12 protein-coding genes, 2 pseudogenes and 1 riboswitch are annotated in these 18,843 nt (G+C 71.2%); of the genes and pseudogenes, 5 read left to right on the top strand and 9 right to left on the bottom strand.

Annotation, left to right across the window (positions count from 1 at the left end; all coding sequences use genetic code 11):
• Positions 1–30: 30 nt before the first annotated feature.
• From metE to aceA, 4 genes are all read right to left on the bottom strand, one after another.
• On the bottom strand, positions 31–2,349 hold the full coding sequence (metE, locus tag SAVERM_RS10760) for a 5-methyltetrahydropteroyltriglutamate--homocysteine S-methyltransferase (protein ID WP_010983486.1): 2,319 nt from the start codon (positions 2,347–2,349) through the stop codon (positions 31–33).
• Positions 2,350–2,512: 163 nt separating this feature from the next.
• Positions 2,513–2,730, bottom strand: a riboswitch (cobalamin riboswitch).
• 138 nt (positions 2,731–2,868) lie between these two features.
• Positions 2,869–3,738, bottom strand: a complete 870-nt coding sequence (locus tag SAVERM_RS10755) for a 3-hydroxybutyryl-CoA dehydrogenase (protein WP_010983485.1) — start codon at positions 3,736–3,738, stop codon at positions 2,869–2,871.
• Positions 3,735–5,327, bottom strand: a complete 1,593-nt coding sequence (gene aceB, locus SAVERM_RS10750; RefSeq protein ID WP_010983484.1) for a malate synthase A — start codon at positions 5,325–5,327, stop codon at positions 3,735–3,737. Before aceB ends, SAVERM_RS10755 begins: the two co-directional genes overlap by 4 nt.
• A 145-nt stretch (positions 5,328–5,472) precedes the next feature.
• The gene (gene aceA, locus SAVERM_RS10745; protein WP_010983483.1) at positions 5,473–6,756 is read right to left on the bottom strand and encodes an isocitrate lyase; all 1,284 of its coding nucleotides are present in this window, start codon (positions 6,754–6,756) and stop codon (positions 5,473–5,475) included.
• Between the two features lie 376 nt (positions 6,757–7,132).
• Here aceA and SAVERM_RS10740 point away from each other — a divergent pair, with 376 nt between their 5' ends.
• Positions 7,133–8,539 (top strand): short-chain fatty acyl-CoA regulator family protein, encoded by a 1,407-nt coding sequence (locus tag SAVERM_RS10740; protein ID WP_010983482.1) that lies wholly within the window; start codon positions 7,133–7,135, stop codon positions 8,537–8,539.
• Positions 8,540–8,621: 82 nt separating this feature from the next.
• On the opposite strand, the gene meaB is transcribed toward SAVERM_RS10740, so the two are convergent.
• The 3 genes from meaB to SAVERM_RS10725 are packed head-to-tail and all read right to left on the bottom strand — an operon-like array spanning position 8,622 to position 13,608.
• Positions 8,622–9,608, bottom strand: a complete 987-nt coding sequence (meaB, locus tag SAVERM_RS10735; protein WP_010983481.1) for a methylmalonyl Co-A mutase-associated GTPase MeaB — start codon at positions 9,606–9,608, stop codon at positions 8,622–8,624.
• A 14-nt stretch (positions 9,609–9,622) separates the two neighbouring features.
• Entirely contained in the window at positions 9,623–11,797 is a 2,175-nt protein-coding gene (gene scpA, locus SAVERM_RS10730) for a methylmalonyl-CoA mutase (protein WP_010983480.1), read from the bottom strand.
• Entirely contained in the window at positions 11,797–13,608 is a 1,812-nt protein-coding gene (locus tag SAVERM_RS10725) for a methylmalonyl-CoA mutase subunit beta (RefSeq protein WP_010983479.1), read from the bottom strand. Before SAVERM_RS10725 ends, scpA begins: the two co-directional genes overlap by 1 nt.
• Positions 13,609–13,746: 138 nt before the next feature.
• On the opposite strand from SAVERM_RS10725, the pseudogene SAVERM_RS45895 reads away from it, so the two are divergent.
• From SAVERM_RS45895 to SAVERM_RS43900, 3 genes and pseudogenes are all read left to right on the top strand, one after another.
• A pseudogene (locus SAVERM_RS45895) lies at positions 13,747–13,866 on the top strand (multicopper oxidase domain-containing protein); the annotation flags it as partial.
• A gap of 9 nt (positions 13,867–13,875) precedes the next feature.
• A complete protein-coding gene (locus SAVERM_RS43905) occupies positions 13,876–14,151 on the top strand; it encodes a hypothetical protein (protein ID WP_010983478.1) in 276 nt (91 codons plus the stop codon).
• Positions 14,152–14,260: 109 nt separating this feature from the next.
• Positions 14,261–14,692, top strand: a pseudogene (locus tag SAVERM_RS43900) (multicopper oxidase domain-containing protein).
• Positions 14,693–14,749: 57 nt separating this feature from the next.
• Here the strand turns inward: SAVERM_RS43900 and SAVERM_RS10710 are convergent.
• Entirely contained in the window at positions 14,750–15,910 is a 1,161-nt protein-coding gene (locus SAVERM_RS10710; protein WP_010983476.1) for a magnesium and cobalt transport protein CorA, read from the bottom strand.
• Positions 15,911–16,057: 147 nt separating this feature from the next.
• On the opposite strand from SAVERM_RS10710, the gene SAVERM_RS10705 reads away from it, so the two are divergent.
• The gene (locus tag SAVERM_RS10705) at positions 16,058–17,296 is read left to right on the top strand and encodes a winged helix DNA-binding domain-containing protein (RefSeq protein ID WP_078936633.1); all 1,239 of its coding nucleotides are present in this window, start codon (positions 16,058–16,060) and stop codon (positions 17,294–17,296) included.
• A 150-nt stretch (positions 17,297–17,446) separates the two neighbouring features.
• On the opposite strand, the gene SAVERM_RS10700 is transcribed toward SAVERM_RS10705, so the two are convergent.
• Positions 17,447–18,238, bottom strand: coding sequence for a S1 family peptidase (locus SAVERM_RS10700; protein ID WP_010983474.1), 792 nt, complete (start codon positions 18,236–18,238; stop codon positions 17,447–17,449).
• Positions 18,239–18,843 lie beyond the last annotated feature (605 nt).

Here is an 18,843-nt window from a genome sequence, read left to right as displayed (position 1 = left end):
GGGCGGCGCCCTCTCGGCCGTACGCAGGCGTCAGGAGCCGGCGTGCTCCGCGCGCACCGTCCGGGCCGCGGCGACCAGGTTCTCCAGCGACGCGCGGGTCTCGGGCCAACCGCGGGTCTTCAGACCGCAGTCGGGGTTGACCCACAGGCGTTCGGCGGGGATGGCCTCAAGTCCCTTGCGCAGCAGGGCCGCGGTCTCGTCCACGCCCGGCACACGCGGTGAGTGGATGTCGTACACGCCGGGCCCCGCCTCCCTCGGGTAGGCGTGCTCGGCCAGTTCCCGGGCGACCTGCATGTGCGAGCGGGCGGCCTCCAGGCTGATGACGTCGGCGTCGAGGTCGTCGATCGCCTGGACGATGTCGCCGAACTCGGCGTAGCACATGTGCGTGTGGATCTGGGTGTCCGGGCGAACGCCGCCGGTGGTGAGCCGGAACGCCTCGGTGGCCCAGGCCAGGTAGGCGGGACGGTCCGCGGCGCGCAGTGGCAGGGTTTCGCGCAGGGCGGGCTCGTCCACCTGGATGACCGAAGTGCCCGCCGCCTCAAGGTCGCCCACCTCGTCGCGCAGGGCGAGGGCGACCTGGCGGGCGGTCTCGCCGAGCGGCTGGTCGTCGCGGACGAAGGACCAGGCGAGCATGGTGACCGGGCCGGTCAGCATGCCCTTGACCGGGCGGTCGGTGAGGGACTGCGCGTACGTCGTCCAGGGCACCGTCATCGGCTCCGGGCGGGAGATGTCGCCGGCGAGGACCGGCGGGCGCACATACCGGGTGCCGTACGACTGCACCCAGCCGTGCTGCGTGGTGAGGTAGCCGGTGAGCCGTTCGGCGAAGTACTGGACCATGTCGTTGCGTTCGGCCTCGCCGTGCACGAGGACATCGAGACCCGCCTTCTCCTGGAAGGAGATCACCTCGCCGATCTCGGCCCTGATGCGCTCCTCGTACCCGGCGCTGTCGATCCGCCCGGCCCGCAAGTCGGCCCGCGCGGTGCGCAGTTCGGCGGTCTGGGGGAAGGAGCCGATGGTGGTGGTCGGCAGCAGGGGCAGACCGAGGCGGGCGCGCTGGGCGGCGGCCCGCTCGGGGTAGGGCCCCGAGCGGCGGGCGTCGGCATCGGTGGTGGCGGCGGTGCGGGACCGTACCGCCGGGTCGCGGGTCAGCGCCGAGTCGGCGCGGGAGACGAGGTCGGCCCTGTTGGCGGCGAGCTGCGCGGCGATGGCGTCGGTGCCGTGGCCGAGCCCCTTGGCGAGGGTGACGATCTCGGCGGTCTTCTGGCGGGCGAAGGCGAGCCAGCGCAGGACCTGCGGTGCGATGTCGCGTTCGGCGGCGGCGTCGAGCGGGACGTGGAGCAGCGAACAGGAGGCGGCCACGTCGACCCGGTCGGCGAGCCCCAGCAAGGTGCCCAGCAGGGCGAGGGACTTCTCCAGGTCGTTGACCCAGATGTTGCGCCCGTCGACGACACCGGCGACCAGGCGCTTGCCGGGCAGACCGCCCACGGCGGCGAGCGCGTCCAGGTTCGCGGCGGCCCCTTCGGCGAAGTCGAGCGCGAGTCCCTCGACGGGTGCCTCGGCGAGGACGGGCAGGGCGTCGCCGAGCCGGTCGAAGTAGGAGGCGACCAGCAGCTTCGGGCGGTCGGTGAGCCCTCCCAGGACGCGGTAGGCGCGCTCGGCGGCGTTCAGTTCGGCGGGCGTGCGGTCCTGGACGAGGGCCGGCTCGTCGAGCTGCACCCACTCGGCGCCGGCCGCCCGCAGGTCGGCGAGGACCTCGGCGTACACGGGCAGCAGCCGGTCGAGGAGGGTCAGCGGGTCGAAGTCCGCGGCCACGCCGGGCGCGGGCTTGGCGAGCAGGAGATAGGTGACCGGGCCGACGAGGACCGGGCGGGCGGTGAGGCCGAGGGCGAGCGCTTCGCCGAGCTCGGCGACCTGCTTGGCGGAGTCGGTGCTGAAGACGGTGTCCGGACCCAACTCCGGCACCAGATAGTGGTAGTTGGTGTCGAACCACTTGGTCATCTCCAGCGGCGCCACGTCCTGCGTACCGCGCGCCATCGCGAAGTAGCCGTCGAGCGCGTCGGCCTCGACCGCGGCGCGGTGGCGTGCGGGGATCGCGCCGACCATGACGCTGGTGTCCAGGACGTGGTCGTAGTACGAGAAGTCGCCGGTCGGTACTTCGTGGATGCCGGCCTCGGCCAGCTGCTGCCAGGTGTCCCGGCGCAGGCCGGTGGCGGTGGTCCGGAGGGCGTCGGCGTCGAGGCGGCCCTTCCAGTACCCCTCGATCGCCTTCTTCAGTTCCCGGCCCCGGCCCTGGCGGGGGTAGCCGTACACGGTGGCCCGTGCCGCCGCGGCTGCGGACTTCGCTGTCACGGATCTCTCCTTCGCGAGATGTGTCCCTGAGATCCCGGGACGGGACGCGAGCGCGAAGGGGTGACGGACCGGACGGAGCCGACCCGCGCGGCAAGGCGCGGTCGTCCGTCAGGTATGCACGCCGACCCGCCCACGAGGTCACCGGGATGTCCGCGCGCGAACGGTCGCGCACGGGCAGCGGGCAGGTCTTCGGACTCGCGAGCACGCCCTCCGTACGGAGGACACCTACTGGCCGTCGCTTCCCGGGCCTTTTGGGCCCAGTGCGTATGACAGCGTTCGTTCCCACTCACCGCTGCGGGGCAGTCCCGGATTCCCGCCGGGTTCCCTCTTACGACGCCTCCCGCCTGGCGGACGGGGCGAACCAGCTGCACCACCCAGCCTAGACGATGCCCACATCCCGGACGGTGCGACGAGACGCCGGACAGGCGAACAGGGCGGGCGGCGCCGTCCTCCCGTGGCGTCGCCCGCCCTGGCTCCTCAGCTGCCGCCGGTCCCTCAACCGGCGGCGGACCGGGCCCCTCAGCCCTGGTCGTACACGTGGAACCCACGGCCCGTCTTGCGGCCGAGCAGCCCCGCCTCCACCATCCGCTGGAGCAGCGGCGGCGATGCGTAGAGCGGTTCCTTGAACTCGTCGTACAGCGACTCCGCGATCGAGGCGACGGTGTCCAGCCCGATCAGGTCGGCCAGCTTCAGCGGTCCCATGGGATGGGCGCAGCCGCGTTCCATGCCGGCGTCGACGTCGGCGACGGAGGCGAAGCCGGACTCCGTCATGCGGATCGCCGACAGGAGGTAGGGGATGAGCAGGGCGTTGACGACGAAGCCGGCCCGGTCCTGCGAGCGGATGACGGTCTTGCCCAGCGACCGGGTGGCGAAGTCCGTGACGGCGTCGACGGTCCGCGCGGAGGTGTGGAGGGAGGCGACGACCTCCACCAGGGGCAGGACCGGTACCGGGTTGAAGAAGTGCAGGCCGATGACCCGGTCGGCGCGTCGTGTCGTCATGCCCAGGCGCGTGACCGGGAGGGAGGAGGTGTTCGTGGCCAGGACCGCCTCGGGATCCTCGACGATCTTGTCCAGTGCGGCGAAGACCTCGGTCTTGGCGTCCGCGTTCTCGACAACGGCCTCGACCACGAGCTGCCGGTCGGCGAGGTCTTCGAGGCTGCGGGTGAAGGTCGTACGGGCGAGGGCGTCCTGCGCGGCGGCCCGGTCCAGCTTTCCGTGCCGGACGGCACGATCCAGCGAGGCCTCCACGCGTTCCCGTGCGGCTCGGGCGGCCTCGGCGTCCACCTCGCACACGATCGTGTCCAGTCCGGCTCGGGCGCACACCTCGGCGATGCCGGCGCCCATCTGCCCGCCGCCGACCACTCCGACGCGTCGGATGCCTCGGCTCATGACCGCGCCTCCGCGTGCCGGACGAGGTGACGGGTGTAGGCGTCCGGGGTGAAGAACAGCGGCAACTCGGCGGCCAGCGCCGTTCGTTCGAAAAGGGCACGCACCTCGTCGAGGGCCGCCCAGGGGTACTCCGCGCCCAGGGCGGCGAGTTCGTCGTCGAGCAGCCGCACCACGGTATCCCGGTCGACGACCCGGTGCCGCAGCCACTGCCAGATCTGCACGCGGGCGATCTCCGCGGTCGCCGCGTCCTCCATCAGGCCGTACAGGGCGACGGCCCCCCGCCCGCGCAGCCAGGCGTCGAAGTAGCGCAGCGAGACCGCGATGTTGGTACGGACCCCTTCCGGCGAGGGCGGTCCGCTGATGCGCCGCACCGACAGCAGGTCCGCGGCGGTCACCTCCACGTCGTCCCGGGTGCGCTCGATCTGGTGCGGCCGCTCGCCGAGGACACCGTCGAAGACCTCGCGGCACATGGGCACCAGGCCGGGGTGGGCCACCCAGGAGCCGTCGAAGCCGTCCTCCGCCTCGCGCTCCTTGTCCAGCCGGACCTTCGCCAGGGCCGCCTCGCCCGCGGCCGGATCCCTGCCGGGCACCTGCGCGGACATGCCGCCGATGGCGTGGGCGCCGCGCCGGTGGCAAGTGCGCACCAGCAGTTCGGTGTAGGCGCGCAGGAAGGGTGCGGTCATGGTCACCGTGGCCCGGTCGGGCAGCAGGAAGTCGGTGCGGTGCCCGAAGGTCTTGATCAAGCTGAAGAGATAGTCCCAGCGTCCCGCGTTGAGGCCGGCGCTGTGTTCGCGCAGCTCGTAGAGGATCTCCTCCATCTCCACGGCGGCGGTGATCGTCTCGATGAGCACGGTCGCCCGGATGGTCCCCGGGGGGATGCCGAGCAGCTCCTGGGCGAGGACGAAGACGTCGTTCCACAGGCGGGCTTCGTATCTGTTCTCCAGCTTCGGCAGGTAGAAGTACGGTCCGTGTCCGGCGTCGATCTGGCGCTGCGCGCAGTGGAAGAAGTACAGGCCGAAGTCGACGAGGGAGGCGGGTACGGGCCGGCCGTCGAACTCCAGGTGTTCCTCCGTCAGGTGCCAGCCCCGGGGGCGGACCATGATGGTGGCGAGCCGGTCACCCAACCGGTACTCCTTGCCCTCCGGTGTGGTGAAGTCGATCCGCCGCTCGATGGCGTCGAGCAGCGTGAGCTGGCCGCCGATGATGTTGTCCCAGGTGGGGGAGGTGGCGTCCTCGAAGTCCGCCATCCACACCCGCGCTTTGGAGTTGAGCGCGTTGACGGCCGTACGGCGGTCGGGCGGGCCGGTGATCTCCACCCGCCGGTCGGTCAGGCCGGGGGCCGGTGCGGCCACGCGCCACGAGGCGTCCGCCCGGACACCGGCGGTGGCGAGGGGGAAGTCGAGCGCGGATCCGGCCGCGAGCCGTATCGCCTGCCGCCTGCGCTCCTTCAGCAGCTCCGGGCGCCGCTCGCCGAAGGCCGCGACGAGGCGGCCGACGAAGTCCAGGGCGGCGGGTGTCAGGATCTCGTCGTGGCGGTCGCCCGGTGCCGCGAGGACCCGGACGCGGTGTGTCAGTGCGCTGGTGGACATCAGGTTCTCCTGATCGGGAAGCGAAGCGGCGGAGGACGGGCGATGCGGGCGGCGGGCCGGGCGATGCGGGCGGCGGGCCGGGCGGGGGACGGTCGCCCGGCCCCCGCCCGGTCATGGGCCGGTGGACGCGGCACCGGAGGGCCGGCTAGTGGAACTGCTCCTCCTCCGTGGAGCCCGCCAGGGCCGTGGTCGAGGAGGCCGGGTTGACGGCGGTGGAGACCAGGTCGAAGTAGCCGGTGCCGACCTCGCGCTGGTGCCTGACGGCGGTGAAGCCGTGCTCCTGCGCGGCGAACTCCCGCTCCTGGAGGTCGACATACGCGGTCATGCCGTGCTCGGCGTAGCCGCGGGCGAGGTCGAACATGCCGTGGTTGAGGGAGTGGAAGCCGGCCAGGGTGATGAACTGGAAGCGGTAGCCCATCGCGCCCAGCTCCCGCTGGAACTTGGCGATCTGGTCGTCGTCCAGGGCGGCCTTCCAGTTGAAGGACGGCGAGCAGTTGTAGGCGAGCATCCGGTCGGGGTACTCGGCGTGGATCGCCTCGGCGAACTCGCGGGCCTGCGCGAGGTCCGGGGTGCCGGTCTCGACCCAGATCAGGTCGGCGTACGGGGCGTAGGCGAGGCCGCGGGCGATGACCGGCGCCATGCCGCCCCGTACCCGGTAGAAGCCCTCCGCGGTGCGCTCGCCGGTGACGAACTCGGCGTCGCGCTCATCGACATCGCTGGTCAGCAGATTCGCGGCCAGGGCGTCGGTGCGGGCGATGATCACCGTGGGCACGTCGGCGATGTCGGCGGCGAGCCGCGCCGCGTTGAGGGTGCGGATGTGCTGGGAGGTGGGCACCAGCACCTTGCCGCCGAGGTGACCGCACTTCTTCTCCGAGGCGAGCTGGTCCTCGTAGTGGATACCGGCCGCACCCGCGGCGATCATCGCCTTGGTCAGCTCGAAGGCGTTCAGGGGGCCGCCGAACCCGGCCTCCGCGTCGGCGACGATCGGCGCGAGCCAGTCGGTGGTGTCCTCGCCGCCCTCGGCGGTGGCGATCTGGTCGGCCCGCAGCAGCGCGTTGTTGATCCGGCGCACCACCTGCGGCACCGAGTTGGCCGGGTACAGACTCTGGTCGGGGTAGGTGTGCCCGGCCTGGTTGGCGTCGGCGGCGACCTGCCAGCCGGACAGGTAAATGGCCTGGAGCCCCGCCTTCACCTGTTGCACGGCCTGCCCGCCGGTGAGCGCGCCGAGCGCGTGGACGTAGTCCAGCTCGTGCAGCTGCCGCCACAGCCGCTCGGCACCGCGCCGGGCCAGGGTGTGTTCCTCACGGACGCTGGCGGACAGCCGTACGACGTCCGCGGCGCCGTAGGTGCGCTCGATCCCCTGCCACCGGGGGTCGAAGGCCCAGCGTCGTGTGAGCTCCTCGGCCGCCGTCGTCCTCGCCTCTGCCATGGCCTTCACCGTCTCCTCGGTTGTCCGTTCTGCCAAGCTCCCCACCGCTGACGAAAGGGAGTGGCACTGTGTGCCTGTCTCTGGGGTGCGGCCCGCCGTCCTGGCAGTGGGCGGAGCTGAGCAATGCTGCCGTGCGGTCCGGCGCGGATGCCGGGATATCCGACGTCAGGGCATGAATTGAGTCCCGTGCTGTGCGCCGGATGCCGTAGGTCCGGCGAGCCGCACCGAAACTCTGACACTGGCACTGGGTGCCATCAATCGTGGACGAGTGCCAATTTCTGCGAATCTTCACGGCCCGTTCTGCCAAGTTTGCAAAGGGTGCGGGCGATGGCTCTTCGCGTACGCTGACGACCGTCCGGGACAACGGAGGAGTGCGGTGGGCAAGACCTACGCGGGAGCGCGGCTACGACGCCTGCGCGAGGAACGCCGGATGAGCCAGGCCGAGCTGGCCCGGGTCCTGGGCATCTCACCCAGCTATCTGAACCAGATGGAGCACGACTCCCGGCCGCTCACCGTGCCGGTCCTGCTGAGGCTGACCGAAGCCTTCGGTGTCGACGCGGGCTTCTTCTCCGAGCGCGACACGACCCGGCTGATGGCGGATCTGCGGGAGGCGCTGGCGCGCGAGATCGCCGAAACCCGGGTGTCCGCCTCCGATCTGACGGAGCTCGCCTCGCGGATACCGGCCGTCGCGAAGGTCCTGCTCGACCTGGGCCGCCGCAACCAACTCCTGTCCGAGCGGCTCGCCGAGGCCGCGGAGGGCCGGGACGGCGAGCCGGACGTACCCCGCTCGCCGCACGAGGAGATCCGGGACTTCTTCTACCGCCGGCAGAACTACCTGCACGACACCGACCTCGCGGCCGAGCGGCTGGCCGAGGAGATCGGCATCCGGCCCGGCGAGGTCGTACGGGCGCTGACGGCGCGACTCGCCGACCGGCACGGCGTGCGGCTGACCGCCGAGACCGGTGACCACCTGCATCACTACGACGACGCGTCCCGGACTCTCCACCTGTCCAGCCGCCTCCGCCCCGGACAGCGGGCGTTTCGCATGGCGACCCAACTCGCCCTGCTGGAGTACGGCGACGAACTGGACCACCAGGCGGCCCAGGACTTCCCGACCGCTACGCCCACGCATGCCCTGGCCCGTATCGGCATCGCCAACTACTTCGCCGCCGCGCTGATCCTGCCCTACCGCACGTTCCACGCCGCGGCGGAGGAGGCGCGGTACGACATCGAGCGCCTCACCGACCGCTACGGCCTCGGCTACGAGACCGTCTGCCACCGCCTGAGCACCCTCCAGCGCCCCCGCCTGCGCGGAGTGCCCTTCTCCTTCGTACGCGTCGACCGGGCCGGCAACCTGTCCAAACGGCAGTCCGCGACCGGCTTCCACTTCTCCCGCGCCGGCGGCACCTGCCCACTGTGGAACGTCTACGAAGCGTTCGCCGCGCCCGGCCGCATCCACGTCCAGATCGCCGAAATGCCCGACGGGCAGCGCTACTTGTGGACGGCGCGGGCGATCACCCGCCATCGCGGCGGCTGGGGCGAGCCCGGCAAGACCTTCGCCATCGGCCTGGGCTGCGAGATCCGCCACGCCTCCCGGCTCGTCTACTCGGACGGCCTCGACCTCGGCAACGCTTCCGCCGCCATCCCCATCGGCATGGGCTGCCGCGTCTGCGAACGCCTCGACTGTCCCCAGCGCGCCGCACCGCCCCTCGGCCGCCCGCTACGGATCGACCAGAACAGCACCACGTTCGTTCCGTATCCGGTGGCACACCGACCGGAATGACCCGCACACCCCCGCGCCGCCTCTGCACGACGCGGCGAGGCGGCAGGACGTCACCCGGAGCGGACGTCGGCCCTCCGGCGGTTCACCGCACCCCGTCGCCGAACACCCGCAGAATGCGCTCGGCGGCGAGCGTGGCCGTCAACGCGCCGTCCCGCACCTGCTGTTCGAGGGAAGGCGCGAGGGTCCGTACGGCCGGATCGGCGTGCAGGCGGCCGAGGAGTTCGTCGCGGACCATGGTCCAGGTCCAGTCGACCTGCTGGTCGCGGCGCTTGGCGGCGAGCCGGCCGGTCGAGTCGAGGAGCGTGCGGTGCTGTTCGAGGCGCTCCCACACCGTGTCCAGGCCCACCGCGTCGCGCGCGCTGCAACTGAGCACGGGCGGGGTCCAGGCGGCGTTGGCGCCGTGCATCAGGCGCAGTGCGCCCGCCAACTCCCGTGCCGCGGCGCGGGCGTCGCGCTCGTGCGGCCCGTCCGCCTTGTTGACGGCGATCACGTCGGCCAGCTCCAGCACCCCCTTCTTGATGCCTTGCAGCTGGTCACCGGTACGGGCGAGGGTGAGCAGCAGGAAGGAGTCGACCATGTTCGCGACCGCGGTCTCCGACTGTCCCACGCCCACCGTCTCGACCAGGACGACGTCGTAGCCCGCGGCCTCCATCACCACGATCGACTCGCGGGTCGCCTTGGCGACCCCGCCCAGGGTGCCGGCGGTGGGGGAGGGGCGTACGAAGGCCGCGGGGTCGACGGCAAGACGCTCCATCCGGGTCTTGTCGCCGAGGATCGAACCGCCGGTCCGGCTCGACGACGGGTCGACGGCCAGGACCGCGACCCGGTGGCCGAGGCCGGTGAGCATGGTGCCGAGCGCGTCGATGAACGTCGACTTGCCCACCCCGGGCACACCGCTGATCCCGATCCGTTTCGCCTGGCCGCTGTGCGGCAGCAGCTCGGTGAGCAACTCCTGTGCCAGGGAACGGTGATCGGGCCGGGTGGACTCGACGAGGGTGATGGCGCGCGCGATCTGCGCCCGCTTCCCTTCGAGTACGCCCTTCACATAGCTGTCGAGGTCGATCGCCATGGGGCTCATTCGGCTCAGAGGTCGTGTCCGAGATCGGCGGCCAGCCGCGTCACCAGGTCGTACGCCGCGTCGGGGATGACCGTGCCGGGCGGGAAGACGGCTGCCGCGCCCATCTCCAGCAGGGTCGGCACGTCCTGCGGTGGGATCACCCCGCCGACCACGATCATGATGTCCTCGCGCCCCTCTTCGGCGAGCTGCTCGCGCAGCGCCGGTACGAGGGTCAGATGCCCCGCGGCCAGCGAGGAGACGCCGACGATGTGCACGTCCGCCTCCACGGCCTGGCGGGCCACCTCGGCGGGGGTCTGGAAGAGCGGGCCGACGTCGACGTCGAAGCCGAGGTCGGCGAAGGCGGTGGCGATCACCTTCTGGCCGCGGTCGTGCCCGTCCTGGCCCATCTTGGCGACCAGGATGCGCGGACGGCGGCCCTCGGCCTCCTCGAAGGAGCCCACGAGCGTACGGGTGCGCTCGACGGACGGAGACTCGCCTGCTTCGGTGCGGTACACACCGGAGATCGTACGGATCTGCCCCGCGTGCCGCCCGTACACCTTCTCCAGGGCGTCGGAGATCTCCCCGACGGTGGCCTTCGCGCGGGCGGCGTTCACGGCCAGCTCCAGCAGGTTGCCGGTGCCCTCGGCGGCGCGGGTCAGGGCGTGCAGCGCGTCCTGGCAGGCCTGTTCGTCGCGCTCCGCGCGCAGCCGCCGGAGCTTCTCGATCTGCTGGGCGCGGACGGAGGAGTTGTCGACCTTGAGGACGTCGATCTTCTCGTCGGTCTCGACGCGGTACTTGTTCACGCCGATGACCGGCTGGCGCCCGGAGTCGATCCGCGCCTGGGTGCGGGCCGCGGCCTCCTCCACCCGGAGCTTCGGGATACCGGCGTCGATGGCCTGCGCCATGCCGCCCGCCGCCTCGACCTCCTCGATGTGCTGCCAGGCCCGGCGCGCCAGGTCGTACGTCAGCTTCTCGACGTACGCGCTGCCGCCCCACGGGTCGATCACCCGGGTCGTGCCCGACTCCTGCTGGATCAGCAGCTGCGTGTTGCGGGCGATGCGCGCCGAGAAGTCGGTGGGCAGCGCGAGCGCCTCGTCGAGCGCGTTGGTGTGCAGGGACTGCGTGTGGCCTTGGGTGGCCGCCATCGCCTCCACACACGTACGCGTCACGTTGTTGAACACGTCCTGCGCGGTCAGCGACCAGCCGGAGGTCTGCGAATGGGTGCGCAGAGAGAGGGACTTGGCGTTCTTCGGGTCGAACTGCTTGACCAGCTTCGCCCACAGCAGGCGCGCGGCCCGCATCTTGGCGATCTCCATGAAGAAGTTCATGCCGATCGCCCAGAAGAAGGAGAGCCGGGGCGCGAAGGCGTCGACGTCCAGGCCGGCCTCCTGGCCGGCCCGCAGGTACTCCACGCCGTCGGCGAGCGTGTACGCGAGCTCCAGGTCGGCCGTCGCGCCCGCCTCCTGGATGTGGTACCCGGAGATGGAGATGGAGTTGTACCGCGGCATCCGCTGCGACGTGAAGGCGAAGATGTCGGAGATGATCCGCATCGACGGCTTCGGCGGATAGATGTAGGTGTTGCGGACCATGAACTCCTTGAGGATGTCGTTCTGGATGGTCCCGGCCAGTTTCTCGGGCGGCACGCCCTGTTCCTCGGCGGCCACGATGTAGAGCGCGAGGACGGGCAGCACGGCGCCGTTCATCGTCATCGACACGGTCATCTTGTCGAGCGGGATGCCGTCGAAGAGCTGCCGCATGTCGTAGATCGAGTCGATGGCCACGCCCGCCATGCCGACGTCACCGGTCACGCGGGGGTGGTCGCTGTCGTAGCCGCGGTGGGTGGGCAGGTCGAAGGCGACGGACAGGCCCTTCTGGCCGGCCGCCAGGTTGCGCCGGTAGAAGGCGTTGGACTCCTCGGCGGTGGAGAAGCCCGCGTACTGGCGGATGGTCCAGGGCTGGTTGACGTACATCGTCGGGTACGGGCCGCGCAGATACGGGGCGATGCCCGGGTACGTGCCCAGGAAGTCCAGGCCCTCGACGTCCTGCCCGGTGTAGAGAGGCTTGACCGTGATGCCCTCGGGGGTCTCCCAGAGGAGGTCGTCGCCGCCGGTCGCCTTCTTCAGGGCCGTACGCCACTCGTCGGGGCCGCCGGAGGCGGTGGGCGTGCCCAGCTCGATCCCGGCGAAGTCGGGGATTCCCATCAGGACACTCCCATACGGTCGAGGGTGGCGGAGAGTACGGCGACGGTGTCACAGCCCGCGAAGACATGGCTGTCGACACCGGGGTACCGCCCGGGACGGCCGGCGAGGAACACATGCCTGGCGCCTGCCGCCTTGACGGCCCCGGCGACCTCCGCGGCCCGCTCCTCGTACAGCGCGTCGCTGGAGCAGAGACAGACCTCGGTGGCACCGCTGTCCTCGAACGTGCCCTCCGTGACGGGCTCGATGCCACCGGCCTGGAACAGGTTCGAGGCGAAGGCGAGACGGGCGGTGTGGGCGGCGGCGGGACCCAGGGCGGCCAGGAAGATCCGCGGCCGGGACCCGGTCGCCGCCAGGTGGGCGTCGGAGCGGGCGCGCAGCGTCTCGTACGCCTCGTCGCGCCGCACCCGGGGGAGGCCGCCGGACGGAGAGGCGGGTGCGGGCGCGCGCTCCACGGGGCGCTCGGCGAGACTCGGGAACTCGCTGACCCCGGTCACGGGCTCACGTCGTTCGGCGAGCTTCGCGCTCCGCGCCGCCCAGGTGTTCGCCAGGTCCTGCCCGAGCCGGCCCGAGCGCAGGGCCCCCGCCTGGCCGCCCTCCCGCTCGATCCATTGGAAGAACTCCCAGCCCGAGTGGGCGAGTTCGTCGGTGAGCCGCTCCACGTACCAGGAGCCGCCCGCCGGATCGATCACCCTCGACAGATGCGACTCCTCGACCAGGATCGTCGAGGTGTTGCGGGCGATCCGCCGGGCGAACGCGTCGGGAAGGCCGAGGGCGTGGTCGAAGGGCAGCACCGTGACGGCGTCGGCGCCACCGACCCCGGCCGCCAGGGTGGCGACCGTCGTACGCAGCATGTTCACCCACGGATCGCGGCGCGCCATCATGACCGGCGAGGTCACGGCATGCTGCACCTGCGCCCCCGCGCCCGGCGCCCCGCACACCTCGGCGACCCGTGCCCACAGCCTGCGGGCCGCCCGCAGTTTGGCGATGGTCAGGAACTGGTCGGCGGTGGCGGCGTACCGGAACTCCAGCTGCCCGCAGGCGTGTTCGACCGAGAGGCCGGCCGCGGTCAGCTCCCGCAGATAGGCGACGCCGGTCGCCAGCGAACAGCCGAGCTCCTGAGCGGCGGAGCCACCGGCCTCGTGGTAGGGCAACGCGTCCACGGTCAGTGCGCGCAGCCCCGGGTACTCCTCGGCACACAACCGCGCGAGGCCGGCGACCGGCGCGAAGTCGAACGGCTCGTCTCCCGTACGGGCCTCGTGGCCCAGCGGGTCCGCACCCAGATTGCCGCGCGCCGCCTCCTTGGCGACACCCCGCTCCGCGTACAGCCGCAGCAACTCGCGCGCGGCGGGCTCGGTGTCACCTCCCGCGTCGAGGGCGACGGGCGCCAGGTCGAGGTAGACGCCGTCGAGGACCCGGCCGAGCGAGGGCACAGGGATTCCGCCCGCGCCGGCGACCAGCCAGAGTGAGGTGACGCCGTTCTCCAGGTCCGCGAGCACCGCGTCGCCGTCGGCGGCCGAGTGCCGCTGCCGTACGTCCCAGCCGCCGGTGGTGTTCCCCTCGGCGCGGCCACCGCGGACGAAGGGGGCGAAACCGGGAAGGCCGGGATCGGGCGCGGAGTCGCGCGCCGTGTACAGAGGCCGGCTGGCGAGGCCGTCCTCCAGCGCGGTGGACAGAGCTTCCTCGGCTGCCGTGTCCGAGACTTCCTTGCCCGACTTGCGCAGTACGCCCGCCACGAGGCGCTGCCACTGCTCAAGGGTCGCATCAGGGAACTCGGCGGCCAGCGAAAGCCCGTCGTCAGGCAGGACCGTCATGCTCGGATGTTAGGGCAGACGGACAAAGGAGCAGCAGAGGTCATGGCTGTGACCTTGCCCTCTTCCTGTTGACCTTGATCCCCGGGCGGAGTCCGTACTACGGACCCCGGGCGGAATCCGTACTACGGGACCGCGGCACTGCGGCAGCACGGGGATTCGGACAACGTCCTCCTCAAGATCGAGCCGGGGAAGACGTTCACCTACGAGTACACCTTCTCCAAGAGCCTGGAGCCGGGAACGTACTGGTATCACCCGTACCCGCACACGTTGTCCGCCGCCCGGACCGCCGGTGGCATGGCCGGCCTGATCGTGGTCGACGGCCTCGACGAGTATCTGCCCGCGCCGCTCCGCGGGATCACGGAACACGTCGTCGCGCTCAAGGACTTCCAACTCGTGGGCGACCAGATCAAGACCACGAAGCTCAAGATCGGTGCACCCACGACACGCACCGTCAACGGGCAGCTCAACCCACGGATCCGGATCAGGCCCGGCGAGACCCAGTTGTGGCGACTCGGGAACATCGGGGCCAACATCCTCTACTAAGTGACGCTGCCGGGCACCGAGTTCCACATCGTCGCCGTACACCAGCGGCAAGGCCGGAAACCAGTTCCCCCGGGCGACACTGGCCACGGTCCGGACCGAGGGCGAACCGATGCGGCTCGCGGCCCTGCCCACAGCCTTCGCCCCGGTGGACGACCTCGGGAAGGAGGCCGTCGCGGGACGCGAGACGGTCATCTTCACGGAGAACAAGGCCGGCACGCTCTTCTACATCAACCACAAGCAGTTCGACCACGGCCGCGTCGACTTCCGGGCCAGGCTCAACACCGTCGAGGAATGGACGATCAAGAACGACAGCGACGAGTCCCACTCGTTCCACATCCACACCAACGACTTCCAGGTGATGCGTATCAACGGCAAGCCGCAGGTCAACTACGGCTTGTAGGAAACCGCCGACGTCCCGCCACGCGGAAACACGGTCATCCGTATCCGGTTCCTCGACTATCCGGGCAGGACGGTCCTGCACTGCCACATCCTCAACCATGAGGACGCGGGGATGATGGCGGTACTCCAGACCGACAAGTGACCGTCTCGAAGGGGCGTGGTGATTCTCGAAGGGAGAACTGAGCGGGGTGCGAGGGGCTCAGAGCCAGCCCCGCCGCTTGAAAATCACGTACAAACTGACGCAGACCAGCCCCATCAGGCCGATCGCGAAGGGGTATCCGAAGCTCCAGCCCAACTCGGGCATGTGCTCGAAGTTCATGCCATAGATGGTTCCGACGAGCGTGGGGGCGAAGAGGATCGCTGCCCAGCTCGAGATCTTCTTGATTTCCTCGTTCTGCTCGAACCCTGCCTCCGCCAACGCCCGCATCTCCGCGTTCTGTTGCTGGGTGACCAGGGTCGCGTTCACCGTCAGGATGTCCGCCAGTGCCTGGCGGAAGCCGTCGACGCGTTCGCTGGTGTGGGTGACGTGGTCGGCCACGTCCCGGAGGTAGCGCTGGAGTTCCTCGTCCGTGCCGTACTTGGCGAAGCCCGCCATCAGGCTGTGCAGCATGCCGACCAGGGGGCGGGTGGCGCGCTGGAACTCGACCATCTCGCGGGAGAGTTCGTAGATGCGGCGGGAGACGGCCGGGTCGCCGCGGAAGACCTCCGTCTCGATCTCGTCGATGTCGTTCTGGACACCGGCCACCACCGGCACATAGCCGTCGACCACCGCGTCCAGGATCGCGTACAGCACCGCCTCCGGCCCCAGTTTCAGCAGCTCCGGCGTCTCCTCCATACGGCGGCGGACGGCCGACAGGTCGGGGGCCGCGCCGTGCCGGACCGTGATCACGAAGTCCGGGCCCACGAAGACATGGAGTTCGCCGAAGTCGACCTCCTCCGGCGCGTCCAGATAGCGGGCGGCCCGCAGGACGACGAAGAGCGTCTCGCCGTAGCGCTCCAGTTTCGGCCGCTGGTGTGCCTCCATCGCGTCCTCGACGGCGAGCGGATGCAGATCGAACTCCTCGGCCAGGGAAAGGAGTTCGGACTCCGTGGGGCGCGCGAGGCCGATCCAGGCCATGCCGGACGGCTCGTCGCGCAGCTCCCGGAACGTGTCGGCGAGGGAGGCGGGCGAGGAGACGCGTACGCCGTCGCGGTACAGGGTCGCCTGTACGACGCTGGCCGCATCCGCCGTTTCCGGGGCCGGCGCGTCGGGGCCGCCCGCCGGAGGTTCGGCGGGCGGCGTCGCGGGCGGGTTCAGGGCCCGGCGCCAGGCGGACTTCCTGCCGTTCTTCGAAGCTGGGCGGGCGCGTCGCTCGGACATCGCGGCTGCCTCCCGTCTCGAACGTACGTCTGTGGTGATCACGGAGCAGGATATACGGGGCAAACGGCCTCGGCGTGCCCGGTGAGCGCGGTATCCGGTCGGAGTTGCGGACAGAAGGTGTCCGCAAGCCCCGCTAGCGTGCGCGGCATGACGAAGAGCACCTCGCAGAAGGCCACGGCGTCCCAGGTCACGGCATCCCATGTCACGGCGGCCACGGCGGCCACGGCGGCCACGGCGGCCACGGCGTCCAAGGCCAGGGCGTCCAAGGCGCCCAAGGCCTCCCGTGCCGCCGCGGCCGCTCCCGTGCTCACCCCCCGCGCCCTCAACCGCGCCACCCTCGACCGCCAGCTCCTGCTGCGCCGCGCGCCCCTGTCCGCGAAGGACGCCGTCGAGCACCTGCTCGGGCTCCAGGCGCAGAACGTGAAGCCGCCGTACTACGCCCTCGCCGCCCGCCTCGACGGGTTCACCCCCGAGGCGCTGTCACGGCTCATGGCCGACCGCGAGGTCGTCCGCATCGTCACCATGCGCTCCACCATCCACACCCACACCGCCGACGACTGCCTCACCCTGCGCCCGCTGGTGCAGGCCGCCCGCGACCGGGAACTGAACTACTTCCGCAAGGGACTCGCCGGCGTCGACCTCGACCGGCTCACCGCCGTCAGCCGCGAGCTCGTCGAGACCGAGCCGCGCACGATGAAGCAGCTCCGCGAGGCCCTGCTCGTGGAGTGGCCGGACGCGGACCCGCAGTCCCTCGCCGTCGCCGCGCGCTGCCGCCTCCCGCTCGTCCAGGTCACCCCGCGCGGTCTGTGGGGCAGGAGCGGTCAGGTCGCGCTCACCACCGCCGAGCACTGGCTCGGCCGTCCCGCCGGGCCTGCCCCCGCGCCCGACTCCACCGTGCTGCGCTATCTGGCCGCCTTCGGTCCCGCGTCGGTCAAGGACATGCAGACCTGGGCGGGTCTGACCCGGCTGCGGGACGCCTTCGAGCGCCTTCGCCCGCAGCTCGTCACCTTCCGCGACGAGACCGGCGTCGAGCTCTTCGACCTCCCGGACGCGCCCCGCCCGGCCGCCGACACCCCCGCGCCGCCCCGCTTCCTGCCCGAGTTCGACAACCTGCTCCTCTCCCACGCCGACCGCACCCGCGTGGTGCCCGCCGACCTCAAGGGCCGTACCTGGGCGGGGAACCAGGCGTACTGCACGCTCCTCGTCGACGGCTTCCTGGCGGGCGTCTGGCGGCTGGACGAGGACGCCCTCACCATCGAGCCCTTCGGCACGCTCACCAGGGCGCAGCGGCAGGAGGTGGTTCAGGAGGGCGAGCGGACGCTCGCGGTGATGGCCGGCGGCACGAACTCGTACGACATCCGGTTCGGGACCGTCGTACGGGCATGAGGTCAAGGACCGCGGATCACCGACGCGAAGAGGGCCATCGGCACGATGGAGGCCGATGGACAGATGGATAGGGGGCGTTGCGGGCCGCTCGTGGTGGCCCGCAACGCCCCCTGGTATTTACCTGAGGGGTGCTCAGGAGTTCATCGGTGACTACGAGTTGACCTGCGCGGTCACCAGGCTCGAGAAGGTCGTCAGGCGGGTGTAGACGCCCGGGTAGCCGGCCTCCGCGCAGCCCTCGCCCCAGGACGTGATGCCCGCCAGGACGCCGCCGATGAGCAGCGGGCCGCCGCTGTCGCCCTGGCAGGTGTCGACGCCGCCGGAGGTGTATCCGGCGCAGACCATGTCACTGGCGACGAAGTCGGAACCGTAGGAGCTGGCGCAGCTGGTGTTGGACACGATCGGGACGGTCGCGGTGCGCAGCTGGTTGGAGGAGCTGCCGTTCTCGGAGGTGGTGCCCCAGCCTATGATGCGGGCGGTGGCGCCGGTCGCGTAGATGCTCGTCTGGGACGACGAGACGTACGACGCCGGGGTGTACGACATCGACGTCGACAGGGTCAGCACGGCCACGTCGTCGCCGTTGGTGGCGTCCGTGTAGTCGGGGTTGATCCAGATCTTGCTGACCTTGCTGACGGTGCCGTTCGTGCCGTTGAGGTACGTTCTGCCGCCGACGACGCGGACGCTGCTGGTGGTCTCGCCGACCATACAGTGGGCGGCGGTGACGACCTTGGTGGCCGAGACCAGGGTGCCGCCGCAGAACTGGTTCTGCGAGGCGTCCGTGATCTGCATCATGAACGGGTACGCGGTCGTCGTGGTCGTCGAGCCGCCGACGATGGGCTGGGGGGCGGCGACGGCGCCCGGGGCGGCCAGCAGAGCCGTCGCCGCGGCGGCAGCGGTGGCGGCGACTACGGCGGCGGTCTTCTTTGCGCGATTGAGCCCGAACATGAGTCTCCTCAGGAGTGTTGCCGGTGGGGGGACGCGCGGGTGGGGGGTGGTTCACGGGGCCGCGGGACCGGCTCCGTGTGCCCGAGCGAGCGGCACGGCCCTTACGCTAGAAGCCGGCGGTCGCCCCTCCAATGAGGGAAGCCCCTAAGGGAGTTGGGCAGGGAAAACCCTCGGTCTCCGCGCGTAAACCCGCCCGGATCGCAATGGGCCGGGACTGCGCGGTGCGGGGTGGCGAGCGGCGGTTTGTTGGCCGGAATCCACGAGTCGACACCGCAGGCGCCGTTTCCGCGGGGCGGGCTCCACCGGCCGGGTCCGCGACGCGCGCCGGACGAGGAGCCGCGCAGCGCCTCCGACGCGGGCAGGGCCGAGACGGTCCCTACGCCGGACCGCGGCGGACTGCGCCGGACCGCGCCGGGCAGGCCCGCCCGTGCGTGACCCCTGGCCGACCGGGTCCGCCCCAGCGGCGGGCGGCTGCCGCCGGAGTCGGCCCCGGCCGTCTCCGGGAGTCGGCCCTGGCTGCCGTCGAGAGCCGGCGAGGTTGCCGCTGGAGTCGGCCCGGCTGCCCCCGGGAGTCAGCCCCGGCCGTCTCCGGGAGTCGGCCATGG

The sequence above is a fragment of the Streptomyces avermitilis MA-4680 = NBRC 14893 genome, assembly GCF_000009765.2.
In the GTDB taxonomy this organism is placed as follows: Bacteria; Actinomycetota; Actinomycetes; order Streptomycetales; family Streptomycetaceae; genus Streptomyces; species Streptomyces avermitilis.
Note: the sequence above shows the minus strand (reverse complement) of the source record. Positions and strands in the feature narration are given on the sequence as shown.